The organism is Streptomyces sp. A01, assembly GCF_059026195.1.
Genome location: NZ_JBWLKN010000026.1, coordinates 25,033 through 46,444, shown reverse-complemented (window position 1 = coordinate 46,444; position 21,412 = coordinate 25,033). Strand labels below are relative to the sequence as shown.

The 21,412-nt window shown below is 71.9% G+C and carries 14 protein-coding genes; 10 read left to right on the top strand and 4 right to left on the bottom strand.

The annotated features are described in order from the left end of the window. Positions 1 to 468: 468 nt before the first annotated feature. The gene (locus tag AC5P1B_RS28240; protein WP_493890692.1) at positions 469 to 1,557 is read right to left on the bottom strand and encodes a LacI family DNA-binding transcriptional regulator; all 1,089 of its coding nucleotides are present in this window, start codon (positions 1,555 to 1,557) and stop codon (positions 469 to 471) included. Between the two features lie 154 nt (positions 1,558 to 1,711). On the opposite strand from AC5P1B_RS28240, the gene AC5P1B_RS28235 reads away from it, so the two are divergent. The 5 genes from AC5P1B_RS28235 (at position 1,712) to AC5P1B_RS28215 (ending at position 7,407) form a co-directional block, all read left to right on the top strand. Continuing rightward, the gene (locus AC5P1B_RS28235) at positions 1,712 to 2,740 is read left to right on the top strand and encodes an SIS domain-containing protein (protein WP_493890691.1); all 1,029 of its coding nucleotides are present in this window, start codon (positions 1,712 to 1,714) and stop codon (positions 2,738 to 2,740) included. A 402-nt stretch (positions 2,741 to 3,142) separates the two neighbouring features. After that, complete coding sequence (locus AC5P1B_RS28230; RefSeq protein ID WP_493890690.1) at positions 3,143 to 3,985, top strand: PfkB family carbohydrate kinase; 843 nt, start codon at positions 3,143 to 3,145, stop codon at positions 3,983 to 3,985. A gap of 29 nt (positions 3,986 to 4,014) precedes the next feature. Beyond that, positions 4,015 to 5,337: an ABC transporter substrate-binding protein gene (locus AC5P1B_RS28225; RefSeq protein ID WP_493890689.1), complete on the top strand. Its 1,323-nt coding sequence runs from the start codon at positions 4,015 to 4,017 to the stop codon at positions 5,335 to 5,337. A 280-nt stretch (positions 5,338 to 5,617) separates the two neighbouring features. Continuing rightward, the gene (locus AC5P1B_RS28220) at positions 5,618 to 6,505 is read left to right on the top strand and encodes a carbohydrate ABC transporter permease (protein WP_493890687.1); all 888 of its coding nucleotides are present in this window, start codon (positions 5,618 to 5,620) and stop codon (positions 6,503 to 6,505) included. Further along, complete coding sequence (locus tag AC5P1B_RS28215; RefSeq protein WP_493890686.1) at positions 6,502 to 7,407, top strand: carbohydrate ABC transporter permease; 906 nt, start codon at positions 6,502 to 6,504, stop codon at positions 7,405 to 7,407. Before AC5P1B_RS28220 ends, AC5P1B_RS28215 begins: the two co-directional genes overlap by 4 nt. Positions 7,408 to 7,531: 124 nt before the next feature. Here AC5P1B_RS28215 and AC5P1B_RS28210 read toward each other — a convergent pair whose 3' ends face one another. The 3 genes from AC5P1B_RS28210 to AC5P1B_RS28200 all read right to left on the bottom strand — a co-directional run bounded on the left by AC5P1B_RS28210 (position 7,532) and on the right by AC5P1B_RS28200 (position 12,438). Then, positions 7,532 to 9,229: a hypothetical protein gene (locus tag AC5P1B_RS28210; protein ID WP_493890685.1), complete on the bottom strand. Its 1,698-nt coding sequence runs from the start codon at positions 9,227 to 9,229 to the stop codon at positions 7,532 to 7,534. Positions 9,230 to 9,595: 366 nt separating this feature from the next. After that, a complete protein-coding gene (locus AC5P1B_RS28205) occupies positions 9,596 to 11,107 on the bottom strand; it encodes a M81 family metallopeptidase (RefSeq protein WP_493890778.1) in 1,512 nt (503 codons plus the stop codon). A gap of 152 nt (positions 11,108 to 11,259) precedes the next feature. Continuing rightward, entirely contained in the window at positions 11,260 to 12,438 is a 1,179-nt protein-coding gene (locus tag AC5P1B_RS28200) for an ROK family protein (RefSeq protein WP_493890683.1), read from the bottom strand. A gap of 277 nt (positions 12,439 to 12,715) precedes the next feature. Here AC5P1B_RS28200 and AC5P1B_RS28195 point away from each other — a divergent pair, with 277 nt between their 5' ends. The 5 genes from AC5P1B_RS28195 (at position 12,716) to AC5P1B_RS28175 (ending at position 21,334) form a co-directional block, all read left to right on the top strand. Next, positions 12,716 to 14,554 carry a peptide ABC transporter substrate-binding protein gene (locus AC5P1B_RS28195; RefSeq protein ID WP_493890682.1) on the top strand — a complete coding sequence of 613 codons (1,839 nt, stop codon included), beginning with the start codon at positions 12,716 to 12,718 and terminating at the stop codon, positions 14,552 to 14,554. A 67-nt stretch (positions 14,555 to 14,621) separates the two neighbouring features. Continuing rightward, entirely contained in the window at positions 14,622 to 15,572 is a 951-nt protein-coding gene (locus AC5P1B_RS28190) for an ABC transporter permease (RefSeq protein WP_493890680.1), read from the top strand. Positions 15,573 to 15,763: 191 nt separating this feature from the next. Next, positions 15,764 to 16,621: an ABC transporter permease gene (locus tag AC5P1B_RS28185; RefSeq protein WP_493890777.1), complete on the top strand. Its 858-nt coding sequence runs from the start codon at positions 15,764 to 15,766 to the stop codon at positions 16,619 to 16,621. Positions 16,622 to 16,631: 10 nt separating this feature from the next. Continuing rightward, a complete protein-coding gene (locus AC5P1B_RS28180) occupies positions 16,632 to 19,037 on the top strand; it encodes a dipeptide ABC transporter ATP-binding protein (RefSeq protein WP_493890679.1) in 2,406 nt (801 codons plus the stop codon). A 176-nt stretch (positions 19,038 to 19,213) separates the two neighbouring features. Further along, on the top strand, positions 19,214 to 21,334 hold the full coding sequence (locus AC5P1B_RS28175) for a phosphocholine-specific phospholipase C (protein ID WP_493890775.1): 2,121 nt from the start codon (positions 19,214 to 19,216) through the stop codon (positions 21,332 to 21,334). The last annotated feature ends 78 nt before the right edge of the window (positions 21,335 to 21,412 follow it).

Sequence of the window (21,412 nt, the reverse complement as noted above, 5' to 3'; positions counted from 1 at the left end):
GGGCCATGGGACGGGGCACGGAGCGCGGAGCCACGGGGCCTGGCGCTCCGGAGACCACGCGATGCCGGGCACCCGCAGCACGGGCGACGGGGCCACGGGTACGGAGCGCGACGCACGGGGCCATGGCGCACGGGGCACGGAGCGCGGGGGACGGGGCATCGGGCAGGAGCCACGGAGCGCGGGGGACGGCGCCCCGTGGCGTAGGGGACGGAGCGCGGCGCCCCGGAGGCCGCACGATCCCAGGCTCCGCGGCACGGAGCGCGGAGCCATGGCGCACGGCGCACGGCGCACGGGGCACGGGGCCACGGAGCGCGGGGCACGGGGCACGGGGCCACGGAGCACGGGGCACGGGGCACGCAGCCAGGGGCGGCTCTCGGTGTACGCGGCATAGGGCGCCCGGAGCGTCCGCAAAGCGCCAGGGCGCTGAGCCGGAGGCGTACGGGGACGTACGGGCGTACGTGCGGCGGGTCAGGGGGGTGGTGCGATGGAGTCGCGGGCGATGAACTCCGTCTCCAGGGTGATGTGCTGGGGAGGGCGCGCGTCGCCCTCTATGCGGGACACCAGGGCACGTACGGCCCGCGCGCCCAGTTCCTGGACCGGCTGGGCCACCACGCTGAGCCGGGGGCGGACCACCTGGGCCCAGTCGGCGTCGTCGAAGGCCACGACCGACACATCGGCGGGTACCCGCAGTCCCCGGGCCCGTACGGCGCTGAGGACGCCGAGGGCGATGACGCTGTCCGTGGCGAAGATGGCGGTCGGCGGCTGGGGGAGTGCCAGCAGTTCGTCGGTGAGGGCTGCGGGGTCCTGCCGGTGGAAGGTGCCGACCCGCAGGTACGCGTCGGTGTGCTCGATGCCCGCGGCGTGCAGGGCGGCGCGGTAGCCCTCGACGCGTTCGATGCCGGTGGAGATCGGGCGGGGGCCGGGGTGGGCGGCGGAGACCCGGCCCCGGGCCGTGTCGTCCTCGTCTCCGTCGCTGCCGACGAGCGTCACCAGGGCGATCCGGCGGTGACCGGCCGCGAGCAGGCGACCCACGGCGTCCTCGGTGGCGCCCTGGTTGTCGACGGTCACCGTGTCGGCCGGCAGGCCGGGTGCGCGCCGGTCGAGGAGGACGACGGGGCGCCCCGCCTCCGTCAGCGCGGCCAGGTGGCCGACCTCGGTCGTCGAGGCGGGGGAGACCACGAGGCCGTCGACGTGCTTGTCGCACAGCATTTTCACGGCGGCGCGCTCCGTGGCGACGTCCTCGTCCGTGTTGGCGAGCAGGACTTGGTAGCCGGCGGCGTGGGCGGCGTCGGTGATGCCGCGGGTGACACCGGCGAAGAAGGGGTTCTGGATGTCGGCTATGACCACGCCGAGGGTGTGGGTGCGCCCGGTGATCATGCTGCGGGCGAGCTGGTTGGCGCGGTAGCCGAGCTTCTCGGCGGCGGCGCGGACGCGTTCGCGGGCTTCGGGGCTGACCGAGCCGTAGTCGGCGAGGGCACGGGAGGCGGTGGACCGGGAGACACCGGCCTCCCGGGCGACATCGGGGATGGTCGCGGCGCGGCGTCGATTGGTCGTCATGGCCAGCTCAGGCTATCGGGTGCGCGAGACCAATGGGCGCACGACTCTTGACGGGCTCTCGACACCGGTGGGAAGGTTCCCAACATCGCGATTGAGAACGTTCTCAAAGCGCGCCGTTGGGAACCTTCCCACGCCCCGTCGAAAGAGGATTCGCGTGACCACCGCCACCCTTCCGCTCAAGCCCATCACCGAGGACTTCAAAGAGGCCGTCGCCTTCGCCCTCAGCCAGAACGACACCGCGCGCGGCTTCGTCGGTGACGTCGTCGCCTCGGGGCTGCGCAACGTCTTCCTCGTCGGCTGCGGCGGCTCACTGACCGCCGCCTACCCGGCGCACTACCTGCTGGAGACGCGCCTCCCGCTGCCCGTCTTCCACATGAACAGCGACGAGTTCAACCTCCGCCGCCCCGCACTCCTCGGCGAAGGCTCCCTGGTCCTGGTCTCCTCCCACACCGGGACCACCAAGGAGACGGTCGCCGCCGCCCACTACGCCCGCGAGGCCGGGGCCCGCGTCGCCGCCCTCACCCGCAGCGCCGACAGCCCCCTCGCCCAGGCGGCCGAGGTCGCCTTCACGTACCGCAGCGAGGACACCGTCGTCGCGCCCAAGCACGTGCTGTTCGGTCAGCTGGTGTACGCCGTGCTGGAAGCGGTGGGCGTCGAGGGCGACTACGCCGCCGTACGGACCGCCTACGAGGCGCTGCCGGACGCGCTGTACACGGCGCAGGAGGAGACCGAGGAACTCAACCACTCCATCGCCACCGCGCTGGCCGACGAGGAGGTCACCTATGTGCTCTCCGCCGGGCCCAACTACGGCGCGGGCTACGGCTTCTCCATGTGCTACCTGATGGAGATGCAGTGGAAGCACGCCGGTTCGTTCAACGCGGGTGAGTTCTTCCACGGCGCGTTCGAGGTCGTCACCGAGGACCAGCCGGTGCTGCTGCTTCTCGGCGAGGACAACACCCGCCCCATGGCCGAGCGCGCCCAGACCTTCCTCGACAAGTACACGAAGAAGGCCCACACCATCGACGCCCGCAAGCTGTCCCTGCCCGGGGTGCCCGAGCGGCTGCGCGGCGATATCACCCCCATCGCCCTCGACGTCGTCGTCACCCGCCTCGCCCGGCACTACGAGGCGGTCCGAGGCCACGACCTCGACAAGCGCCGCTACATGTTCCAGGTCGACTACTGAGCCGGACGGGACGGCTCCCAGGCCAGGACCGCCGCGCCGCCGACCGGTCCAGCCGCCTTCCCCCGGAGAACCGGCCCGTCCACCACCGGCCCGGTGCGCCGCGCGAGGAGCGCCGCACCGGGCCGCCCACACCCCGTCAGGCGGCTCTCTCCGTATGGTCCCTGGCGAACCCGCCCCGTACGGCCCTGCGCGGTCCGTACGAGCCGTCGCGGAGCCCGTCCGCAGGGCGCCGCCCCTCGCACGGCGGTCCCGTACGGCTGCTCCGTGCCCCGTGCCCCGTGCCCCGTGCCCCGTGCTCCGTGCTCCGTGCCCCGCGTGCCCCGTGGCTCCGTGCCCCGTGCCCCGTGCCCCGTGCGGCCCAAGCCGGGGCCGCCCCACCCCGCGACCCAGAGAGGACCGACCATGCGCATCTGCGGAGTCGGAGACAACGTCGTCGACCGCTACCCGCGGCGCGGGCTGATGTATCCCGGCGGCAACGCGCTCAACGTGGCCGTGCACGCCGCACGGTGCGGAGCCCGGAGCGCGTACCTCGGCGTCACCGGCACCGACGAGGCGGGCGCACACATCCGCACCGCCCTCGAAGCCGAGGGAGTGCTCACGGAGCGGGCGCGCACCGCCGAGGGGCCCACCGCGTACGCCACCGTGCATCTCGACGACAGCGGCAACCGGCACTTCGGTGACTGCTCGGACGGGGTCTCCCCCTTCCGGCTCTCGCCCGCCGACCTCCACTGGCTCTCCGGCTTCGACTACGTCCACACCGGCGACTGCGGCCGGCTGGAGGAGCAGCTGCCGCAACTCGCCCGCGCCGCCCGCCGGGTCAGCTACGACTTCTCCGACCGCCCCTGGTCCTACGCCGAACCCCTGCTGCCGCACCTGAGTTGCGCGGTCTTCTCCCGGCCCGACGCCGACGACGAGGAGACGGCCGACCTCATCGCCCGCGCGCGGGCGCTGGGCCCTGGCCTGGTGGTCGTCACACGGGGCGGCCGGGGCGCGCTGCTGAGCCAGGTGGACGGCTCCTCGCACCGCCAGCCGGTCGTCCCCGTCCAGGCCGTCGACACGCTCGGCGCCGGGGACTCCTACATCGCCTGCCTGCTCGTCGGACTCCTCGACGGGCGGCCGTTGCCCGAGGCGGCCGCCCGCGCCGCCGCCTACGCCGCCGAGGTCTGCACCCAGCCGGGCGCCTTCGGCCACCCAGCCGCCTTCCCCGCCCCCGATGCCCCGGCCACCGACCGGGTGCACGCCTGACCCACTCCGACTCCGCCAGGAGAGAGCCGATGCGCACAGCCGCCGCCATCTCCGCTTGCCTGCTCGCCCTGCTGCTCACCGCCTGCGGCCAGGCCCCCATCCGCAGTACCCCGAACGACTTCACCTTCACCGGCAAGCCCTCGGGCCATCTCACCGTCCTGGAGAAGTGGGCCGACCCGGAGTACACGCCGTACTTCGAGGCCGCCGCGCGCGCGTACGAGAAGCGCAACCCGGGCGTCACCATCGAACTGCAAGCGGTGGGCGACCAGCCGTACAAGGACCGGATAGCGGTGCTGGCGGCCTCGCGCGACCTGCCCGACATCTACTTCTCCTGGCCGGGACGGTACGGCCGCAAGTTCGCCGACGGAAAGCTGGCCGCCGACCTCAGCTCCCAGCTCAAGGGCTCAGCCTGGGGCCGGACCTTCGAAGCGGACGCCCTGGACGCCTACACCTACGACGGCCGGGTCTACGGCGTGCCCCTCAACCTCGACGCCAAGGTCTTCGCGTACAACAAGAAGATCTTCGCGAAGGCGGGCGTGCGCGAGCCGACGACCTTCCCCGGGCTCCTCACCGCCTGCGACCGGATCAAGAAGGCGGGCTATGTGCCGATCGCCTTCGGCAACCAGTACGGCTGGCCGGCGGGGCACCTGCTCACCCAGTTCAACGCGATGGAGGTCCCCGCCAGGACCCTCGCCCGCGACTATGACGGCGACGGCGGGAAGGACGCCTTCCAGCACCCCGGTTACACCCGCGCGCTGAGTGACCTCAGCCAACTGCGCAAGCGCTGCTTCGCACCGGGCGGCACCAGCGCGAGCCATGAGACGGCGCAGGCGCGGATGGTCTACGGCAAGGCCGCGATGCAGTTCCTGGAGACGCTGGAGTTCTCCTACCTCGCCGAGTCCGGCGGCGCGCCCGCGTCGTTCGCCGACAACTGGGACTTCTTCGCCATGCCCGCCATCCCCGGTGCGGCCGGGAGCCCGCGCGCCATCGCCGGTGGCACGGACGGCCTGATGGTTTCCAACAACTCGCCGGACAAGGCCCTCGCCGTCGACTTCCTGCGCTTCCTCACCAGCCGCACGCAGGCCGACGCCGTGGTCCGTGATCTCGGGTGGATCAGCGCGGTCAAGGGAACGGCCGACGCGGGGACCCTGCGCGGCCTGCGCAAGGCGCAGCGCACCATCGCCGGCCACGACATGGCGTTGTGGCTCGACACCCGCGCCGACGACAAGATCGTCAATCCCTATCTCTCCGCGGCCGAGTCCGTGCTGTCCGGCGGCGCGACGCCCGAGGCGGCGATGCGCGAGGTGCGGCGCGGGGCGGAGAAGGCCCGGCGGTTCGGCGTACGACGATGAGACCCGCCCTGCGCCGGCCCGGACCTTCGCCCGGCTGCCCTCCCGGCCCCGCTCCCGGCCCCGCTCATGGCCGCGGAACCGGCCGCCGGCCCGGCCGCGAGCCGGCTCCCCGCCCGGCCCCCTCGCCCCGCTCCGTACCCGGCCCCGCCCCCGGCCTCGTGTCCGGCCGACCGCCCGCCCGCGCGCCCGGCGGTCCCGGTCCCGGACCCCGGCGACAAACGCGACGCGAGCCGCGCGGCGCCCACCGATGCTCAGCCCGTCCTCGCCCGAGGAGACGCCCATGAAAGCCCGCCGCACCCGGCGCTTCAGCCACGCGATGTACGTCGCTCCCGCGCTCGCCCTGATCGCGCTCTTCGTCTACTACCCGATCGTGGAGAACGTCCGGCTCTCCCTCTACAAGTACAGCGTCTTCTCACCCGGCATGCGCTTCGTCGGCCTGGACAACTACCGCCAGGCCGCCGAGGACCCGGTCTTCTGGGAGGCGCTGGTCAACAACGTGCTGTACGCCGTCACCTCCGTCGTCATCCAGGTGGGAGCGGCGCTGGTGCTGGCGGCCGCGCTGGAGGAACTGGTCGGCCGCAGACTGCGGGGCGTACTGCGCACCGTGTACTTCATCCCGGCGGCCGTCTCCATGACCGTCACCGGGCTGCTCTTCCAGTTCCTCTACCAGCCCGACGCCGGAATGGTGAACGGCGCACTGCGGGCCGTAGGGCTCTCTTCCCTGCAACACGACTGGCTCGGCGACCCCGGAACGTCCATCTGGGGCGTCATCGGGATGAGCCAGTGGCAGTCCTTCGGGTACACCACGATGCTGCTCACCGTCGCCGTGCAGCGCGTTCCGCGCGAGCTGTACGAAGCGGCCTACGTGGACGGCGCGGGACGCGTCCGCACCTTCTTCACCGTCACGGTGCCCATGGTCCGCGAGATGACCGCCCTGCTCGTCGTCCTGACCGTCTCCCAGGCGTTCCTGGTCTTCAACGAGGTCATGGTGATGACGGGCGGCGGGCCCAGCAACTCCAGCCAGGTGCTGGGCACCTGGCTGTACGCCAGCGCCTTCACCGGCGACGACATGGGCTACGCCTCGGCGATCGGGACGGTGATGTTCCTGATCACCTTCACTGCGGGCGCGCTCCAGCTGATCTACTCCAGGAGGAAGGCGGCGGCATGACCCTCACCCTCGACAAGGAGCGCTCCGCCCCCCGGCAGCGGGCCGACCGCCCCGCGCGCCCGGCGCACGGCGCGGCGTTCCGGGGACGCCCGGTGATCCTGCGGCTGCTGGCCTACTGCGGCTTCGCCGCCCTGGCCGTCGCCGTGCTCTACCCGCTGTGCTGGATGGCCCTGTCCGGGCTGAAGTCCAACGGCGAGATCTTCGCCGACCCGTGGGCCCTGCCCGCCGACCCGCACTGGGGCACGTACGCCGACGCCTGGAACCAGGGCGTGCTGCGGTACCTGCTCAACAGCGCGCTCGTCACCTCCGCCAGCGTTCTGGCGGTGACCCTCATCAGCGCCTGGGCGGCGTACGGGCTCACCCGCCTCGACATCCCCTGCTCGCAGCCCGCCCTGCTGCTCATCCTCGGCGCGATGATGCTGTCGCCGACCGTCGCCCTCGTACCGCTGTCGCAGCTGCTCCAGGCCATCCACATCTACGACACGTACTGGGCGCTGATCGTCCTCTACACCGCCTTCAAGGTCCCCTTCACGACCTTCCTCATCCGCGCCTACCTCGTCGGGCTGCCCGTCGAGGTGGAAGAGGCGGCGCATGTGGACGGGGCGAGCCGCTGGCAGATCTTCTGGCGGGTCGTGGTGCCCATGTCGCGCCCGATCCTGATGTCGGCGGCGATGCTCCAGGCGCTGTTCGCGTGGAACGAGTACGCCTTCGCGCTGGTCTTCATCACCGACGACCGACGCAAGACCCTGCCGGTCGGCCTCGCCGACATGGCGGGGCGGCTGAACTCCGACTGGCCGATGCTCTTCGCCGGACTGACGATCGCCGCCCTGCCCATGATCGTGATCTTCCTGATCGGACAGCGGCACTTCGTCCGGGGCCTGGCGGAGGGGGTGGGCAAGTAGCCACCCGGGGCCCTGATGACGGGAACGGCGCGGGAAAGCCCCGCTCCCGCCGGACGTGCCGGCGGGCGCGGGGCTTTCGCGGGCGCGGGGAACGGTGGCTACCGCCCGGCGGAGCCGGAAACGGTCAGCTCGTGCCGATGACGACGGCGAGCGGGGATTCCGTGACCTTCTGGCCGTCGTCGGGCTTGCTGACGATCGTCTCGCCCAGGTACAGCCGCTTGTTCGCGTAGTGGTAGCGGCCACCGGCCTCGTAACTCGCCTCCACGTCGCGGCCCGCGTTGGCGTTCTGCAGGACCTTGGTCTTCTCGTACGAGCCGGAGTCGATCCGCCAGACCGCGCCGCCCTGCCCGCCGAAGGTGGTCTCCTGGTACGCGAACACGGAGCCGTCCTCCTCGGCTCCGAGCAGCCTCAGATTGGCGTCCGCCGAGCCGGGCGTCCTGCCGGTCTCCTTGCCCGTCTTCAGGCTGAAGGCGACGATCTCGTTCATCGTCTCGGCGTCGACGTTCTGCTCCGTCGCCAGGAAGAGGGCGTCGGCCTTCTTGCTGACGGCCAGCTGCGTGCAGCCCTCGATCTTGCTCAGGTCGCACTCGACGTCGAGCTTCTGGCTGCCGACGCCGATCTGGCCGCGGAGCTTGCCCCGTGTGGCGCTGTCGTCGATCGACAGGAAGTCCGTGGGGCCGCCGCCCCGCTGGTTCTTCTTCTCGTCCTCGACGCCGACGACGAGCGGGTCGGCCGAGGCCAGGTACACGTCCTCGATGCCCGCGGCGATCCGGTAGCCCGACTTCACGTCCCCCGTCTTCGGGTCGAGGGTCACGACGTCGATGTCCGGCTCCGAGATGTCCCCGCACTCGCGCACGGCGACGAGCTTGCGCGCACCGCCGCCGTAGCCGATGTCCTCGCACTCCGCGTCCGGCTCGGGCTTCCACAGCGGCTCGCCCTCCAGGGACCAGGCCGCACCGCCGTCGTCGCCGCCAGCGGCCACGGTGCCACCGCCGATGCTCACCTCGTTGAACAAGGTGTTCGACCCGTACTCGCCCGTCGCCTCACGCTGCCAGATGAGCTTGCCCTTCTTCAGGTCCACCAGGCCGACCTGGGTGCAGACCGCGTCGTCCTTCCCGGATTCCTCGAAGAGGACCGCGGTCTTGCCGTCGGCGGTGGCCTGGGGCCAGGACCGGCAGATGTTGCCGTCGAGCGGGATCTCCCACTCGGCGGCACCGCCCTGCGACGGGTAGCCGACGATCTTCTTGATGCTCGCCTTGACGAAATTCCTGTCGGTCGTCCACAGGCCGTCGACGACGATGGGGTCCTCGGTCAGCGGCGGCATGGCGACCTTGTGGAGGACGCGGCCCTCGGCCGCCTGGTCCGTACCGGACTCGCCCCCGCTGCCGCCGTCGCCGCTGTCACCACTGGCGGCGAACCAGACGCTCCCGGCGATGAGCACCGCGGCCGCGGCCACCCCGCTGATGAGGACCGGCTCGCGGTTCTTCTGCCGACGCCGACCGCGTGGCGCGCCACCGCCGGGCCCGCCCGAGCGGCCGCCGCCCACCGGACCACCGCCCATCGGCCCGCCGCCCCCTGGGCCACCGCTCCCCGGCCCGCCGCCGTCCATCGGACCGCCCGGGCCGCCGGGTATGCCGTCGCCGCCGGGGTACGGGGGCTGGGGCGGCTGCGAGGGGCCCTGGGGATAGCCGAAACCCTGCTGGGCAGGGGGCTGCTGCGGGTCGTACGGGGGCGGTTGCTGGGGAGGGTGGCCGTAGGACGGGTAGTGCGGTGCGTTGGGGTTTCCCTCCGGCTGATAGGGCGGCGGAGTCGGCTGCGACATGGGAGAAGTCCTTCGCGCGGGTCCATCAACCGACCCGGTCTCCCCCCGTTGTTCCGGGGACCGCGCCCGCCGGATGAAGCCAATCGGAAATGAATCCCGCAGCTCGGTGCTGAACACGCGGCAAAATAACGGGAGTTATTTCTATCATCCCCCCAGGTGGCGGCAGCTGAGGGCGGTTATCCGCGCCAAGTCTTCACACGAGTTCCCCATCTCGGCCTTGACGCCGGATCGTGGTGGCTTGCGACTCGGGGATGAGGGGCGATGGGTGCGGCGGGTGCGATGTCCGGCAAGCCCGACCGCGCCCGGTCCTGGCCGTGAATCCCTGGGGTGCGGGCTACGTCTCATGGCCTGGCCACGTCTCACGGGCTACGGGGCGCGGGTCAGGAGCGTGGGCGTCAGGTCCGGGGCCTCGAAATCCGCGTCATCGAACGGGTACAGCGGGCGTTCCACACGATGGTGGCCCAGGCGCAGCAGATCCTGGTCGACGCCGCCCGGGGTGAGGGCGAGGAGCCAGTCGGCGGCCATGTCGTACAGCTCGGGCTCCAGATAGCCGATCTTCACGACGACGAGATCGTACGCGCGGGGGTCCAGCGGCCCGCAGTCGGCGACCGTGTGGAACGGTGTGCGGCGCTCGGTGAGGACGACCGTCACACCGCCCCGGGTGAGCGCGGCGCAACGGCCGCCGCCGTCGTAGGCCGGGTTGCCGCGTGGCCCGTCCGCCCCGGGACCCGCCGTGTCCCACAGGGCGGTGACGGTGCCGGTGAGGGCGTACGGGGCGGCGTGCGGCCCCGTACCGGCGCTGACGCAGCCGCCGACGGTCAGGGTCAGCTCGGTGCCGGGCCCGGCGGCGAAACACGCCGCGACGGCTTCCGGGTCGGTGATGCCGGGGTGCAGTGCGGTGGTGGTGCCGCGGGCGAGGTCGTCGTTGGCCAGGAGGCGCTGGAGCATGTACGGGAGGTCGCCCGCCCCGCCCGCCGTCGGATTGTCACCGGAGTCGCTGATCAGGTACGGGCGGGCGGTGGACGCCACGGCCTCGGCGACGCACGTGTCGGCGTCCCCGGTCGGGCCGACGAAGACGAAGTCGCGGCGGGCGTCCCAGTACGCGCGCGCGAGGGCGTGTGCCTGCTCGGTGATCAGCTCGCGGTCGTCGCCGGTGACGACGATCGCGGCCTTGCAGCGCGGCTCGTCGGCCCAGGCGTAGCCGACCCACATCGCGGCGTCCACGACACCCTCAAGCCGCGCGATCGCGGCGAGGCGCCCGTAGAGCGACTTCGCGGGTTCCAGGCGGGTGCTGGTCTTCTCCCCGGGGAGGAGGACGGGAACCTGCACCCAGGCGACGTGCGGGCGGCCCTTGCCGGAGGTGAGGCGTTCGACAAGGTTGCGCGCCGCGCGTTCGCGGGTGTCCCAGGCGTCCTCGTGCGGGGCGAGACGGTGCGCGGTGATCAGGTCGAGGCAGTCGGCGAAGCGGCGCGAGACGTTGCCGTGCAGGTCCATCGCCGCGGAGACCAGTGGCTCGGGGCCGAGGGCGGCCCGTACCGCCTCGGTGAGGTCGGCTTCGGCGTCCTCCATGCCGACGACGCTCATCGCGCCGTGGATGTCGTACACCAGGCCGTCCAGCGGCCCCGCCGCGCGGATGCGGTCGGTGAGTTCGGCTTTGACACGCTGGTACGTGCCGGGGTCGACGGGCCCGCCGGGCAGGGCCACGGCGTGTACGAGCGGCACCCACTCGACGAGGTCGGCCAGGTCGCCGCCGGGCCGGGTCCAGGCGTAGCGGTCCAGTAGCGCGCGCCCGCGCGTGACGCGGAAGTCGTCGTCGGTGGAGCGGTGGGGGCAGAAGGTGCTGGACTCTATGGCCATTCCGCCGATGGCTACGCGCAGGCGAGTCGCCCCGCGCGGGCGGGGCGGTGTCGGGCTTGGCACGGTCGGCTACCTTCCGTCGGTTGTGGTCGCTGCGTGGTGTTCTCGGCTGCGGGGTGTCCTCAAGGGGTCGGCGCGTGGGGAATCAAGTCCGCTGGGGGGACTGCCCGGCGTCAGCCGCCGGCGTGCGAGGACACGGGTCCGGCGCCTTCGGCGGCCAGCTCCCGCAGGGCTGCGTAGCCCGCGCCGAGCAGGCCGCCATCGGGGCCGAGAGAGGCGGCCTTGATGGTCAGTTCGCTGGTCGCCATCGGCAGGCAGCGCTCGTAGAGCACCCCCCGTACTGCCGCGACCAGCGGCTCCGCTCCGGCGAGTGCGCCGCCCAGCAGGACCGCCTCCGGGTTGAAGAAGTTGACGACGACGGACAGCACTTCGCCGATGTGCCGACCGGCCTGGCGGACGAGAGTCGTCGCGTTGGGCTCTCCGTCGGCGACGAGGCGCAGGATGTCGGCGGCGCCGTCCGTCTCGATGCCGCGCGCGCTGAGCGCCGTGGCGATGGCGGCCCCGCTGGCGACGGTCTCCAGGCAGCCGATGTTGCCGCAGGAGCAGGGGCGTTCGGCTGCGGCGTCGACGCGCACGTGGCTGATGTCGCCCGCGGAGCCGCGCGCGCCGCGGTAGAGGCGGCCACCGCTGATGATGCCGGAGCCGATGCCCCGTCCGGCCTTGACGACCACGATGTGGCGCAGCGCGGAGTGGCCGGCGCGGTGCTCGCCGAGAGCCATCATGTTGGCGTCGTTGTCGACGAGGACGGGCAGGCCGAGACGTTCGCCGAGGCGGTCGCGGAGCTCGTACAGGTGCCAGCCGGGCATCCGGGACGGGGCGATGACCCGTCCGGTGGCCGGATCGACGGGGCCGGGGAAGCCGATGCCCACGCCGCGTACGGTACGGCCCGCCGCGCGCTGCCGTTCGGCGAGCGCGGTGAGGTGCCGGGCGAGCAGTTCGACGGCCGGTTCCGGCCCCGTGGTCAGGTCGAAGGCGTGCTCGGCGATGTCGATGGCCGTGCCGGTGAGGCTGACGGCGCCGGTGCGGGCGTGGTGGCTGCCCAGGTCGGCGGCGAGGGCGACGGCTCCGCTGTCGGGTACGCGCAGCAGCCGGGGCCGGCGGCCGCCGCGTGAGGCGCCCTCGCCGTACTCGTCGAGCAGTCCCGCGTCGACCAGTTCCTGCACCCGGGCGGAGACGGTGGAGGGGGCGAGGCCCAACTCCCTTACCAGGTCGGCGCGTGAGGCGACGGAGCCTGCGGCGACGAGGTCGAGGATGTGCGCGGCGGAGCCGGGCTGGTCCTCGGCGGCGGTCATGGCGGACCTTTCCTGTCGGTGGTTCGGTGCGGGAGCGGGGCGGACGGGAACGGTGGGATTGCTCAAGGGGGTGACCGGCCGGTCCGGGCGGTCGAGGTCGGCCCGGGGTGGCAAATGCGCTGTATGGCACCGACTTTGTTCGGTTGACGAAGCAAGTAAACGAAGGATCTTGGCGCTAGTAGACATCATTTGCCGAAGCTCGCGCCAGACTCTTGACCTAGCTTCGGCGAAGTCCGTACTTTGCTCGCACTCTTCGAACTGGCCCCCCGGAGGCGGCATGGGACTGCGCGGCACACGAATACGCGGGGGCCTCTCCGCCCTGCTCGCCGGGCTGCTCGTGGCGGGCGCGCTGGGCGGCTGCGGACCGGCCTCCGACGCGGTCACCGATGTGGGGGCCACCGGCGGTGTCCGGGTCGAGGGCGGAACAGCGACCATGGCTCTGCCGCCCGCCTCCAACCCGAACTGGATCTTCCCGATCGGCGCCCCGGGCTATCTGGCCACGTACAACAGCGCGATCCAGAACCTGCTGTTCCAGCCGCTGTACACGCCCGAGAAGAAGGGCGAGGGGCTGACCATGGACAGCCCGCGCGACCTCGCTGAGCGGCCCCGTTACAGCGACGGCAACAAGACGGTGACGGTCACGCTGAAGAAGGGCCGCCACTGGTCCGACGGAAAGCCCGTCACCAGCGACGACGTACGGTTCTGGTTCGAGCTGATCCGGGACAGCAAGGCCGACTGGGGCGGCTACTCGCCGAAGCTGCTGCCCGACAACGTGCGGCGCTTCGAGACCCTGGACGACCGCACGTTCCGGCTCCGTCTCGACCGGGCGTACAACCCCGACTGGTTCACCGGCAACCAGCTCGTCCACTTCACCCCCCTGCCCCGCCACGCGTGGAACCCGGACGGCGAGACCCCGAAGCAGGCCTTCGCGCGGCTTACCCTGCACGCCAAGCAGCTCTCGAAGTTCGCCACCGACCCCCTGTGGAAGACCGTGAACGGGCCGTGGCGCATCGAGCGGTGGACCACGTCCGGGCAGGTCGCGCTGGTGCCCAACAAGGCCTACGACGGTCCGGACAAGCCGCACCTCGACCGCGTCGTCTTCAAGCCCTTCACCACCGCCGACTCCGAGTTCAACGTGCTGCGGGCGGGCGACATCGACTACGGCTACATCCCGCCGTCCGTACTGGCCCAGGCCGGGAAGTTCAAGGATCTCGGCTACCGCGTCGACCCGTGGGAGGGCTGGGCGGTCACGTACATCGTGCTGAACTTCAACCACCCCACCGCCGGACCGATGCTCCGTCAGCGTTATCTGCGGCAGGCGCTCCAGCACCTCATCGACCAGCGGTCGATCTCCCGCGTGGTGTGGCAGGGCGCGGCCCAGCCCACCCGGGGGCCGGTGCCGGCGAGCCTGCTCGACAAGGACCCGTATCCCTACGACCCGGCGCGGGCGCGGCGGCTGCTCGCCGCGCACGGCTGGCAGCGGGACGGCGGCCTGCTCCGCTGCGTGCGGCCGGGAACGGGGCCCCGCGCATGCGGCGAAGGGATCGGCGAGGGGCAGCGGCTGCGGCTCAAGCTGCTGTCGCAGTCCGGGTCCACGGAGACGTCCAACACCATGCAGGAGATCAAGTCATCGCTCGACAAGGCCGGGGTCACCCTCGACATCCGGCAGCAGCCGCTCAACACCGTCCTCGGCACCACCGTGCCATGCGAGCAGGGCGAGCCGGTGTGCGACGAGTGGGAGCTCGGTTTCTTCGGGACCCAGGGCAGCTGGTACTTCCCCACCGAACCCAGCGGTGAGCAGCTGTTCGCCACCGGCGCCCCGTCCAACATGGGCAACTGGTCGGACCCGAGGACCGACGAGCTGATCAAGGCCACCGAGTACTCCGGTGACCCGGCCGCCACGCGCGCGTACGCGCGCTATGTCGCCGATCAGGTCCCGGTTCTGTGGACGCCCAACCCCGCCTACCAGGTCTCCGTCATCCGCAACGACCTGCGAGGCATCGACCAGAACCCGACGCTCAGCCTGGCGCCGCAGGACTGGTACTTCGTGAAGAAGACACCCGCGAAGAAGACGCCCGCGACGAGGTCGTCCGGACAGAAGGGGGCGGGCCAGTGATCCGCTTCAGGAGGGGGACGGGCGCTGTGGTCCGCTTCCCGGTCCGCGCCGCACGGGAGGCGGGACGGTGATCCATTTCCTGGCCAAGCGCGTCGCGCAGGCCGCCATCGTGCTGCTGCTGGTCTCCGTCATCGTCTTCGTCCTGCTCCACATGCTGCCCGGCGGCCCGGCGCGCGCCATCCTCGGCCAGCACGCCACCCCGCAGGCCATCGAGCACTTCAACCACCAGCAGGGATACGACCGTTCGCTGCCCGTGCAGTACGTGAAGTACCTGGGGCGGCTGCTGACGGGCGACCTCGGCGAGTCCTACAGACTCAACCAGACCGTCACCGACCTGCTCTCCGAACGACTGCCCAAGACCCTGGTACTCACCGGGCTCTCCGTCGCACTCGCCGCCCTGCTCGCCATTCCGCTCGGCGTCCTCCAGGCCGTACGGCGCGGCAAGGCCGCCGACTACCTCTTCACCGGAGTCGCCTTCCTCGCGTACGCCACACCCGTCTTCTTCCTCGGCCTGGTGCTGATCCTCGTCTTCAGCCAGCAACTCCAGCTGGTGCCCGCGGAGGCCCCGCAGGCCGACACCGTCGGCGGCATCCTCGGTGACCCGCGCGGGCTGGTGCTGCCGGTGGTGACCATGGCGCTCGGCATCATCGCCGCGTTCAGCCGCTACATGCGCTCGGCCGTGCTCGACAACCTCAGCGAGGAGTACGTACGCACCGCCCGCGCCAAGGGCCAGTCCAACGCCCGGATCATGGCCAGGCACGTGCTGCGCAATGCCCTCATCCCCCTCGCCACCCTCCTCGGGCTGTACCTCCCGACCCTGTTCAGCGGCGCGCTCGTCGTGGAGTCGATGTTCAACTACCCGGGGATGGGGTTGCTGTTCTGGAACTCCGCGCAGGGCTCCGACTTCCCGGTGCTGCTCGGAGTGACCCTCGTCGTCGGCGTGGCAACCGTCCTCGGATCGCTGATCACCGACATCGCGTACGCCGTTCTCGACCCCCGGATCAGGAGCGTCTCGTGACCACCGTACGAGCAGGGACGGGGCCCGGAGCGGGCGATGAACCAGGCACGCGGACGGATGGGGGAACGGGGCACGGAGCGGACGGCGGACGGGGCACGGAGCGGGGCTGGGCACGGGGCACGGGGCACGGGGCCGACGGCGGGACGGGGCACGGAGCGCGGACCGGTGCCGCGTTCGCCGACGAGACCGCCCTGGCCACCCCCAGCCTCGCCCGCCGCACCCTCACCGTCTTCACCCGCAACAAGCTCGCCCTGCTCGGCGCGGCCCTGCTCACCGCGCTCATCGCCTTCTGCTTCCTCGGGCCACTGATCCACGACACCGACCAGACCCACACCGACCTCTCCCAGGCCAACCTCGACCCGGGCACCTCCGGTCACCTGCTCGGCACCACCGACCTCGGCTACGACATGCTCGGACGCCTCATGCACGGCGGTCAGACCTCGCTTGAGGTCGGCCTCGCCGCCGGACTGCTCGCCACCCTCTTCGGCACCGTGTACGGGGCGGTCGCCGGCTACTTCGGTGGCTGGGTGGACGCCACGATGATGCGGATCACCGACGCCGTACTCGCCATTCCCGCGCTGTTCCTGCTGGTCGTCGTCGCCGCGATCGTCACCCCGACCAAGACCGTCCTCATTCTCATCATCGCCTCCGTCGCCTGGCTCTCCCCGGCCAGGCTGATCCGGGGCGAAGCACTCGCACTGCGCAGCCGGGACTATGTGCACGCGATGCGCCTGATGGGCGGTGGCGGGGGGCGGGCCGTGTTCCGGCACATCGTGCCGAACGCGGTCGGCACCGTCATCGTCAACGCCACGTTCCAGATCGCCGACGCCATCCTCTACGTCGCCTACCTGTCGTTCCTCGGGCTGTCCATCCCGCCGCCCGCCGCCGACTGGGGCTCCATGCTCAGCTCCGGCATCACCTACACGCAGGTCGGCTACTGGTGGCTGATCTTCCCACCGGGCATCGCGATCGTCCTCGTCGTCGCGGCGTTCAACTTCATCGGTGACGGTCTGCGCGACGCGTTCGACGTGCGACTCCAGAAGAACTGAGGCGCTGAACATGACCGAACACCTGCTCCGCGTCGAGGACCTGCGGGTCGACATCACCTCCCGCGACCGCACCGTGCACGCCCTGGACGGGATCTCCCTCGACCTGGCCCCCGGCGAAGCGCTCGGCATCGTCGGGGAGTCGGGCTGCGGCAAGACGATGACCGCGCTGAGCGTGCTCGGCCTGCTGCCCGGCGGCGGCCGGATCACCGGCGGGCGGGTGCTCTTCGACGGTACGGACCTGGCGGCGGCACCCGAACCGGTACTGCGGGACGTCCGCGGCAACACCATCGGCATGGTCTTCCAGGACCCGCTGACCTCCCTGAACCCCACCATGACCATCGGCGCCCAGGTCGCCGAGCCACTGCTGCTGCACACGGACCTCGGCAGGCGCGCCGCGTGGGCGAAGGCTGAGGAGACGCTGGGCCTCGTGGGCATGCCGCAGCCCGCCGAGCGGATGCGCAACCACCCGCACCAGCTCAGCGGCGGCATGCGGCAGCGCGTCGCCATCGCCATGGCCCTCATCTGCGAACCCAAGCTCCTCATCGCCGACGAGCCGACCACAGCGCTCGACGTCACCACCCAGCACCAGATCCTCGAACTCATCGACGGGCTCCGCTCCCGCCTCGGCATGGCCATGATCCTCGTCACGCACGACCTCGGAGTCATCGGCAGGCGGGTCGACCGCGTCGCGGTGATGTACGCGGGGAAGATCGCGGAACGAGCGGACGTACGAGAGCTGTTCGTGGCACCGCGCCACCGCTATACCCAGGCGCTGTTCGCCGCGCTGCCGGAACGCGCCACCGGCCCGGACCGGCCGCTGGCCACGATCCCCGGGCTGCCGCCGTCCCTGGTGACCCGCCCCGTGGGCTGCCGCTTCGCGCCACGGTGCGGATTCGCGAGCGAGGAGTGCGGGGCGGCTGAACCGGTACTGCGGGCCGCCGGTGAGGAGGGCGGGGCGGGGCGCGCCTTCGCCTGCTTCCACCCGGCGGCCCCGGGCACCGACCCGGTAGCAGAACTGGTGCCGGTCCCCTCCCGGCCCGGCGGCTCCGCGCCGGGCACCAGCCCTGAATCGCCTGCGGCCGCCCTGGCACCCGCAGCCGCTCCGGCACGTGACGACGGGACGACGCTTGACGACGGGGCGGCAGCCCGTCCCCCGGTGGCCGGAGCTGACGCGGGCGGCGGCGACGCGGAAGAAGAGCCAGCCGCGAACGCACCCGTCCTGCTTCAACTCACCGGCTTGGTCAAGGAGTACGCGCTGCGCAGCGGTCCGTTCTCCTTCCCCCGACGACGCGTCACGGTCGCGGAGGCGAACGGGGACGGGGTACGGGGCATGGAGCACGGGGCACGGGGCGCGGCCCCCGACGGGGTACGGGGCATGGAGCACGGGGCACGGAGCGCGGCCCCCGACGGGGCACGGGGCGTCAGGCGGCCTCGCCCCGTGGTGAGCGCCGTCGCCGACGTGTCACTGACCGTCCGGCAGGGTGAGACCTTCGGCATCGTGGGGGAGTCCGGCTGCGGCAAGTCCACGCTCGGACGTCTCGTCGTCGGCATGGAGCCGCCGTCCAGCGGCACGATCCGGTTCAACGGCCGCGACATCAGCACGCTCGGGCGGCGCGAGCTGCGCGCGCACCGGCGCGACGTCCAGCTGATGTTCCAGGACTCGTACGCCTCCATGGACCCCAGGATGCGCGTCGGGGCGATTCTCGGCGAGCCGCTGGTGATCCAGGGCGTCGGCGACCGGGCGGCGCGCGCGGCTCGGGTCGCCGAGCTGCTGGACGACGTGGGGCTGCCGCGCGGCGCCGTGCGCCGCTATCCGCACGAGTTCTCCGGCGGGCAGCGACAGCGGCTCGGCCTCGCGCGCGCGCTCGCGCTGTCCCCCTCGCTGGTGGTGGCGGACGAGCCGGTGTCCGCGCTGGATGTGTCGGTGCAGGCGCAGATCCTCAACCTGATGCGCGACCTCCAGCGGGAGAAGGGGCTGACATACCTGTTCATCTCGCACGACCTGGCGGTGGTCCGCTATCTCGCGGATACGGTCGGCGTGATGTACCTGGGCAAGCTGGTGGAGACAGGCCCCGCGGAGCGGGTGTTCGCCACGCCGTCGCACCCGTACACCCGGGGTCTGCTCACCACCGTGGGCACGGCGGACCCCACCACAGCTCCGGCCACCGGGCGGCGACCCACCGGGCCGACCGGTGGCGTGCTGGGTGGCGAGGCGCCATCGGCGGCGAACCCGCCGTCCGGCTGCCGGTTCCGCACGCGCTGCCCGTCGGCGCGCGACATCTGCGCCGAGACCGAGCCGGCGCTGGCCCCGTCAAGCGAAAGAGCCGAAGCGGCCGGCCCCTTCGGGGTCCCCGCGCCCGGCCACCGGGTGGCGTGCCACTTCCCCTTGCCGGCCGTCGCGGGCCGGGCGGTCTGAGAGGACGGGGGGTCCCAGGGGCCGGTCGGAGCGGCCTCCGGTGCCGCTGTCACCCGGCCGTTCGCACATCAGCCACCCCCCTACCTATCGCTCGCCATGTGACTGCACTACGGTCCCCACCGTACGTTCCCAATGGTGCGACGTTGAACCATTGGCAGTCGACCTGGAGGATGAACGTGGCACCGGAGATATCTCGTAGGCGGGCCCTCGCACTTGGCGCGGGCGGCGCGGGCCTGGTCGCGGCGGGCTCGCTGCTGCCGCCGTCCCTCCAGCAGGCGCTGGCCGCTTACACGGCCGACGCGGACGAGACGGGGCGGGGGCGCGGGGGCCTCGCTGACATCAGGCATGTCGTCGTGCTGATGCAGGAGAACCGGTCCTTCGACCACTACTTCGGGATGCTGCGCGGCGTACGGGGCTTCAGCGACCGCAACGCCATCGAGCTCCCCAGTGGCAAGAGCGTCTTCGAGCAGCCCGGGGCGCTCGGCGTCGGCACCGTGCTGCCCTTCGGGGTGCGTGGCGCTGCCGAGACGCAGAAGAAGGACCTCCAGTACATCGGGGACCTCGACCACAGCTGGGACGGCGGCGCCAAGGCGTGGCACGGCGGCTGGATGGACAACTGGGTCACCGCGAAGACCGCGGCGACCATGGCGTACTACGACCGCGCCGACGTCCCGCTGCACTACGAGCTGGCCGACACCTTCACCGTCTGCGACGCGTACCACTCCTCCATCCACTCCTCCACCAGCCCCAACCGCAACCACCTGGTGAGCGGCTGGACCGGCTTCGAACCGGATGGCGACCGCGCCGTCGGCAACGACGCGTACGACGAGGACAAGCACACCGGTTACACCTGGTCCACCTACGCGGAGCGGCTGGAGAAGGCCGGTCACAGCTGGCAGGTCTACCAGGAGTGGGACAACTTCACCGACAACAACCTGGAGTTCTACGCGAGCTTCAAGGCCGTCGCGAAGAAGGCCCTCACCAAGGTGCAGGGCGTGAGCAACATGACCGCCTTCTACGGGAAGCTCGCCGGTGCCGGCGAAGCCGAGCGCAAGCGCTTGAACGGGCTGCTCGACGAAGGCGTGAAGGGCCTGAGCGCGGGCGAGCGCGGCCTCTTCGAGCGCGCCCTGCGGCGCGGCGAGCCGGGCTCGACCGCCACCGCCTTCGCCGCCGACGTGGCCGCCGGAAAGCTGCCGAAGGTCTCCTACATCGTGCCGTCGGCGGCCGACTCCGAGCACCCCGGCTCGTCGTCCCCCGTCGCCAGCGCCACCATCGTCTACAAGGTGCTCGACGCGCTCGGCAAGAACCCCGACGTCTGGCGCCACACCGCGCTGTTCCTCACGTACGACGAGAACGACGGCTTCTACGACCACGTCCCGCCGCCGGTGCCCCCGGCGGGTACCAAGGGCGAGTTCTGGAAGGACAAGCCGACCGGCCTGGGTATCCGGGTGCCGATGCTGGTGATCTCCCCGTGGACGGTCGGTGGCTACGCCTGCTCCGAGGTCTTCGACCACACCTCCATCACCCGCTTCCTTGAGCGCTGGCTCGGGGTCCGCGAGCCGAACATCAGCGACTGGCGCCGCACCGTATGCGGCGACCTGACATCCGCCTTCGACTTCTCGCGCGGACGCAAGCTGCCCGGCACCGAGCGGCCGGGGCCGATCCCGCCCTTCCACGGCCGCTGGCAGCCGCGCCCGCCGTCCAAGCAGCAGCTCCCGCAGCAGGAGAGCGGCACCAGGCCGGCCCGCCCCGTGCCCTACCAGCCGGACGCGGACGGAGCCCTGGACGCGGGTGCGGGCGTCTTCCGGCTCGCGCTGCGCAACCGGGGCGCGTCCAGCGCGCACCTCGCGCTCTATCCGTACGCCAAGGAGTACGCCGTTCCGCAGCACCGGGACGTGCGTGGCGACAGCCGCTGGGAGGTGCCGGTCAAGGGCGGCGGCTACCGCTTCACGCTCACCGGGCCGAACGGCTTCCGCCGCGAGTTCGCGGGCACGACGAAGGGCGCGGCGGCGGCCACCGAGGTCCGTACCCGGCTCGACGCCGACCGGCGCGAGCTGCGTCTCACCGTCAAGAACGGCGGCGACAAACCGCTGACCTTCACCCTGAAGCCGCTGGCCTACTCGACTGCCGCACCCCGCACCGTCACCGTGGCGGCGGGGCGCAGCCGCACGCTGCCGTTCACGGCCGACCGGGCGCACGGCTGGTACGACCTGTCCCTGACGGTCGCCGAGGACACGTCCTTCACCCGTCGTCTCATGGGCCACATCGAGAACGGCAAGGAGTCGATCACCGGCTGAGGCACGCCCCACCGCGCCCGACCAGGCCGCGCCCGCGCCGCCCACACTTCTCGGGGGCACGGGGCACGGGGCACGGGG

What these genes read in the sequence shown, in the direction of transcription:
- AC5P1B_RS28240 (WP_493890692.1), bottom strand. Translation starts at nt 1,557, where the DNA reads ATGACGACCAATCGACGCCGCGCCGCGACCATCCCCGATGTCGCCCGG.
- AC5P1B_RS28230 (WP_493890690.1), top strand. Translation starts at nt 3,143, where the DNA reads ATGCGCATCTGCGGAGTCGGAGACAACGTCGTCGACCGCTACCCGCGG.
- AC5P1B_RS28225 (WP_493890689.1), top strand. Translation starts at nt 4,015, where the DNA reads ATGCGCACAGCCGCCGCCATCTCCGCTTGCCTGCTCGCCCTGCTGCTC.
- AC5P1B_RS28220 (WP_493890687.1), top strand. Translation starts at nt 5,618, where the DNA reads ATGAAAGCCCGCCGCACCCGGCGCTTCAGCCACGCGATGTACGTCGCT.
- AC5P1B_RS28215 (WP_493890686.1), top strand. Translation starts at nt 6,502, where the DNA reads ATGACCCTCACCCTCGACAAGGAGCGCTCCGCCCCCCGGCAGCGGGCC.
- AC5P1B_RS28210 (WP_493890685.1), bottom strand. Translation starts at nt 9,229, where the DNA reads ATGTCGCAGCCGACTCCGCCGCCCTATCAGCCGGAGGGAAACCCCAAC.
- AC5P1B_RS28200 (WP_493890683.1), bottom strand. Translation starts at nt 12,438, where the DNA reads ATGACCGCCGCCGAGGACCAGCCCGGCTCCGCCGCGCACATCCTCGAC.
- AC5P1B_RS28195 (WP_493890682.1), top strand. Translation starts at nt 12,716, where the DNA reads ATGGGACTGCGCGGCACACGAATACGCGGGGGCCTCTCCGCCCTGCTC.
- AC5P1B_RS28180 (WP_493890679.1), top strand. Translation starts at nt 16,632, where the DNA reads ATGACCGAACACCTGCTCCGCGTCGAGGACCTGCGGGTCGACATCACC.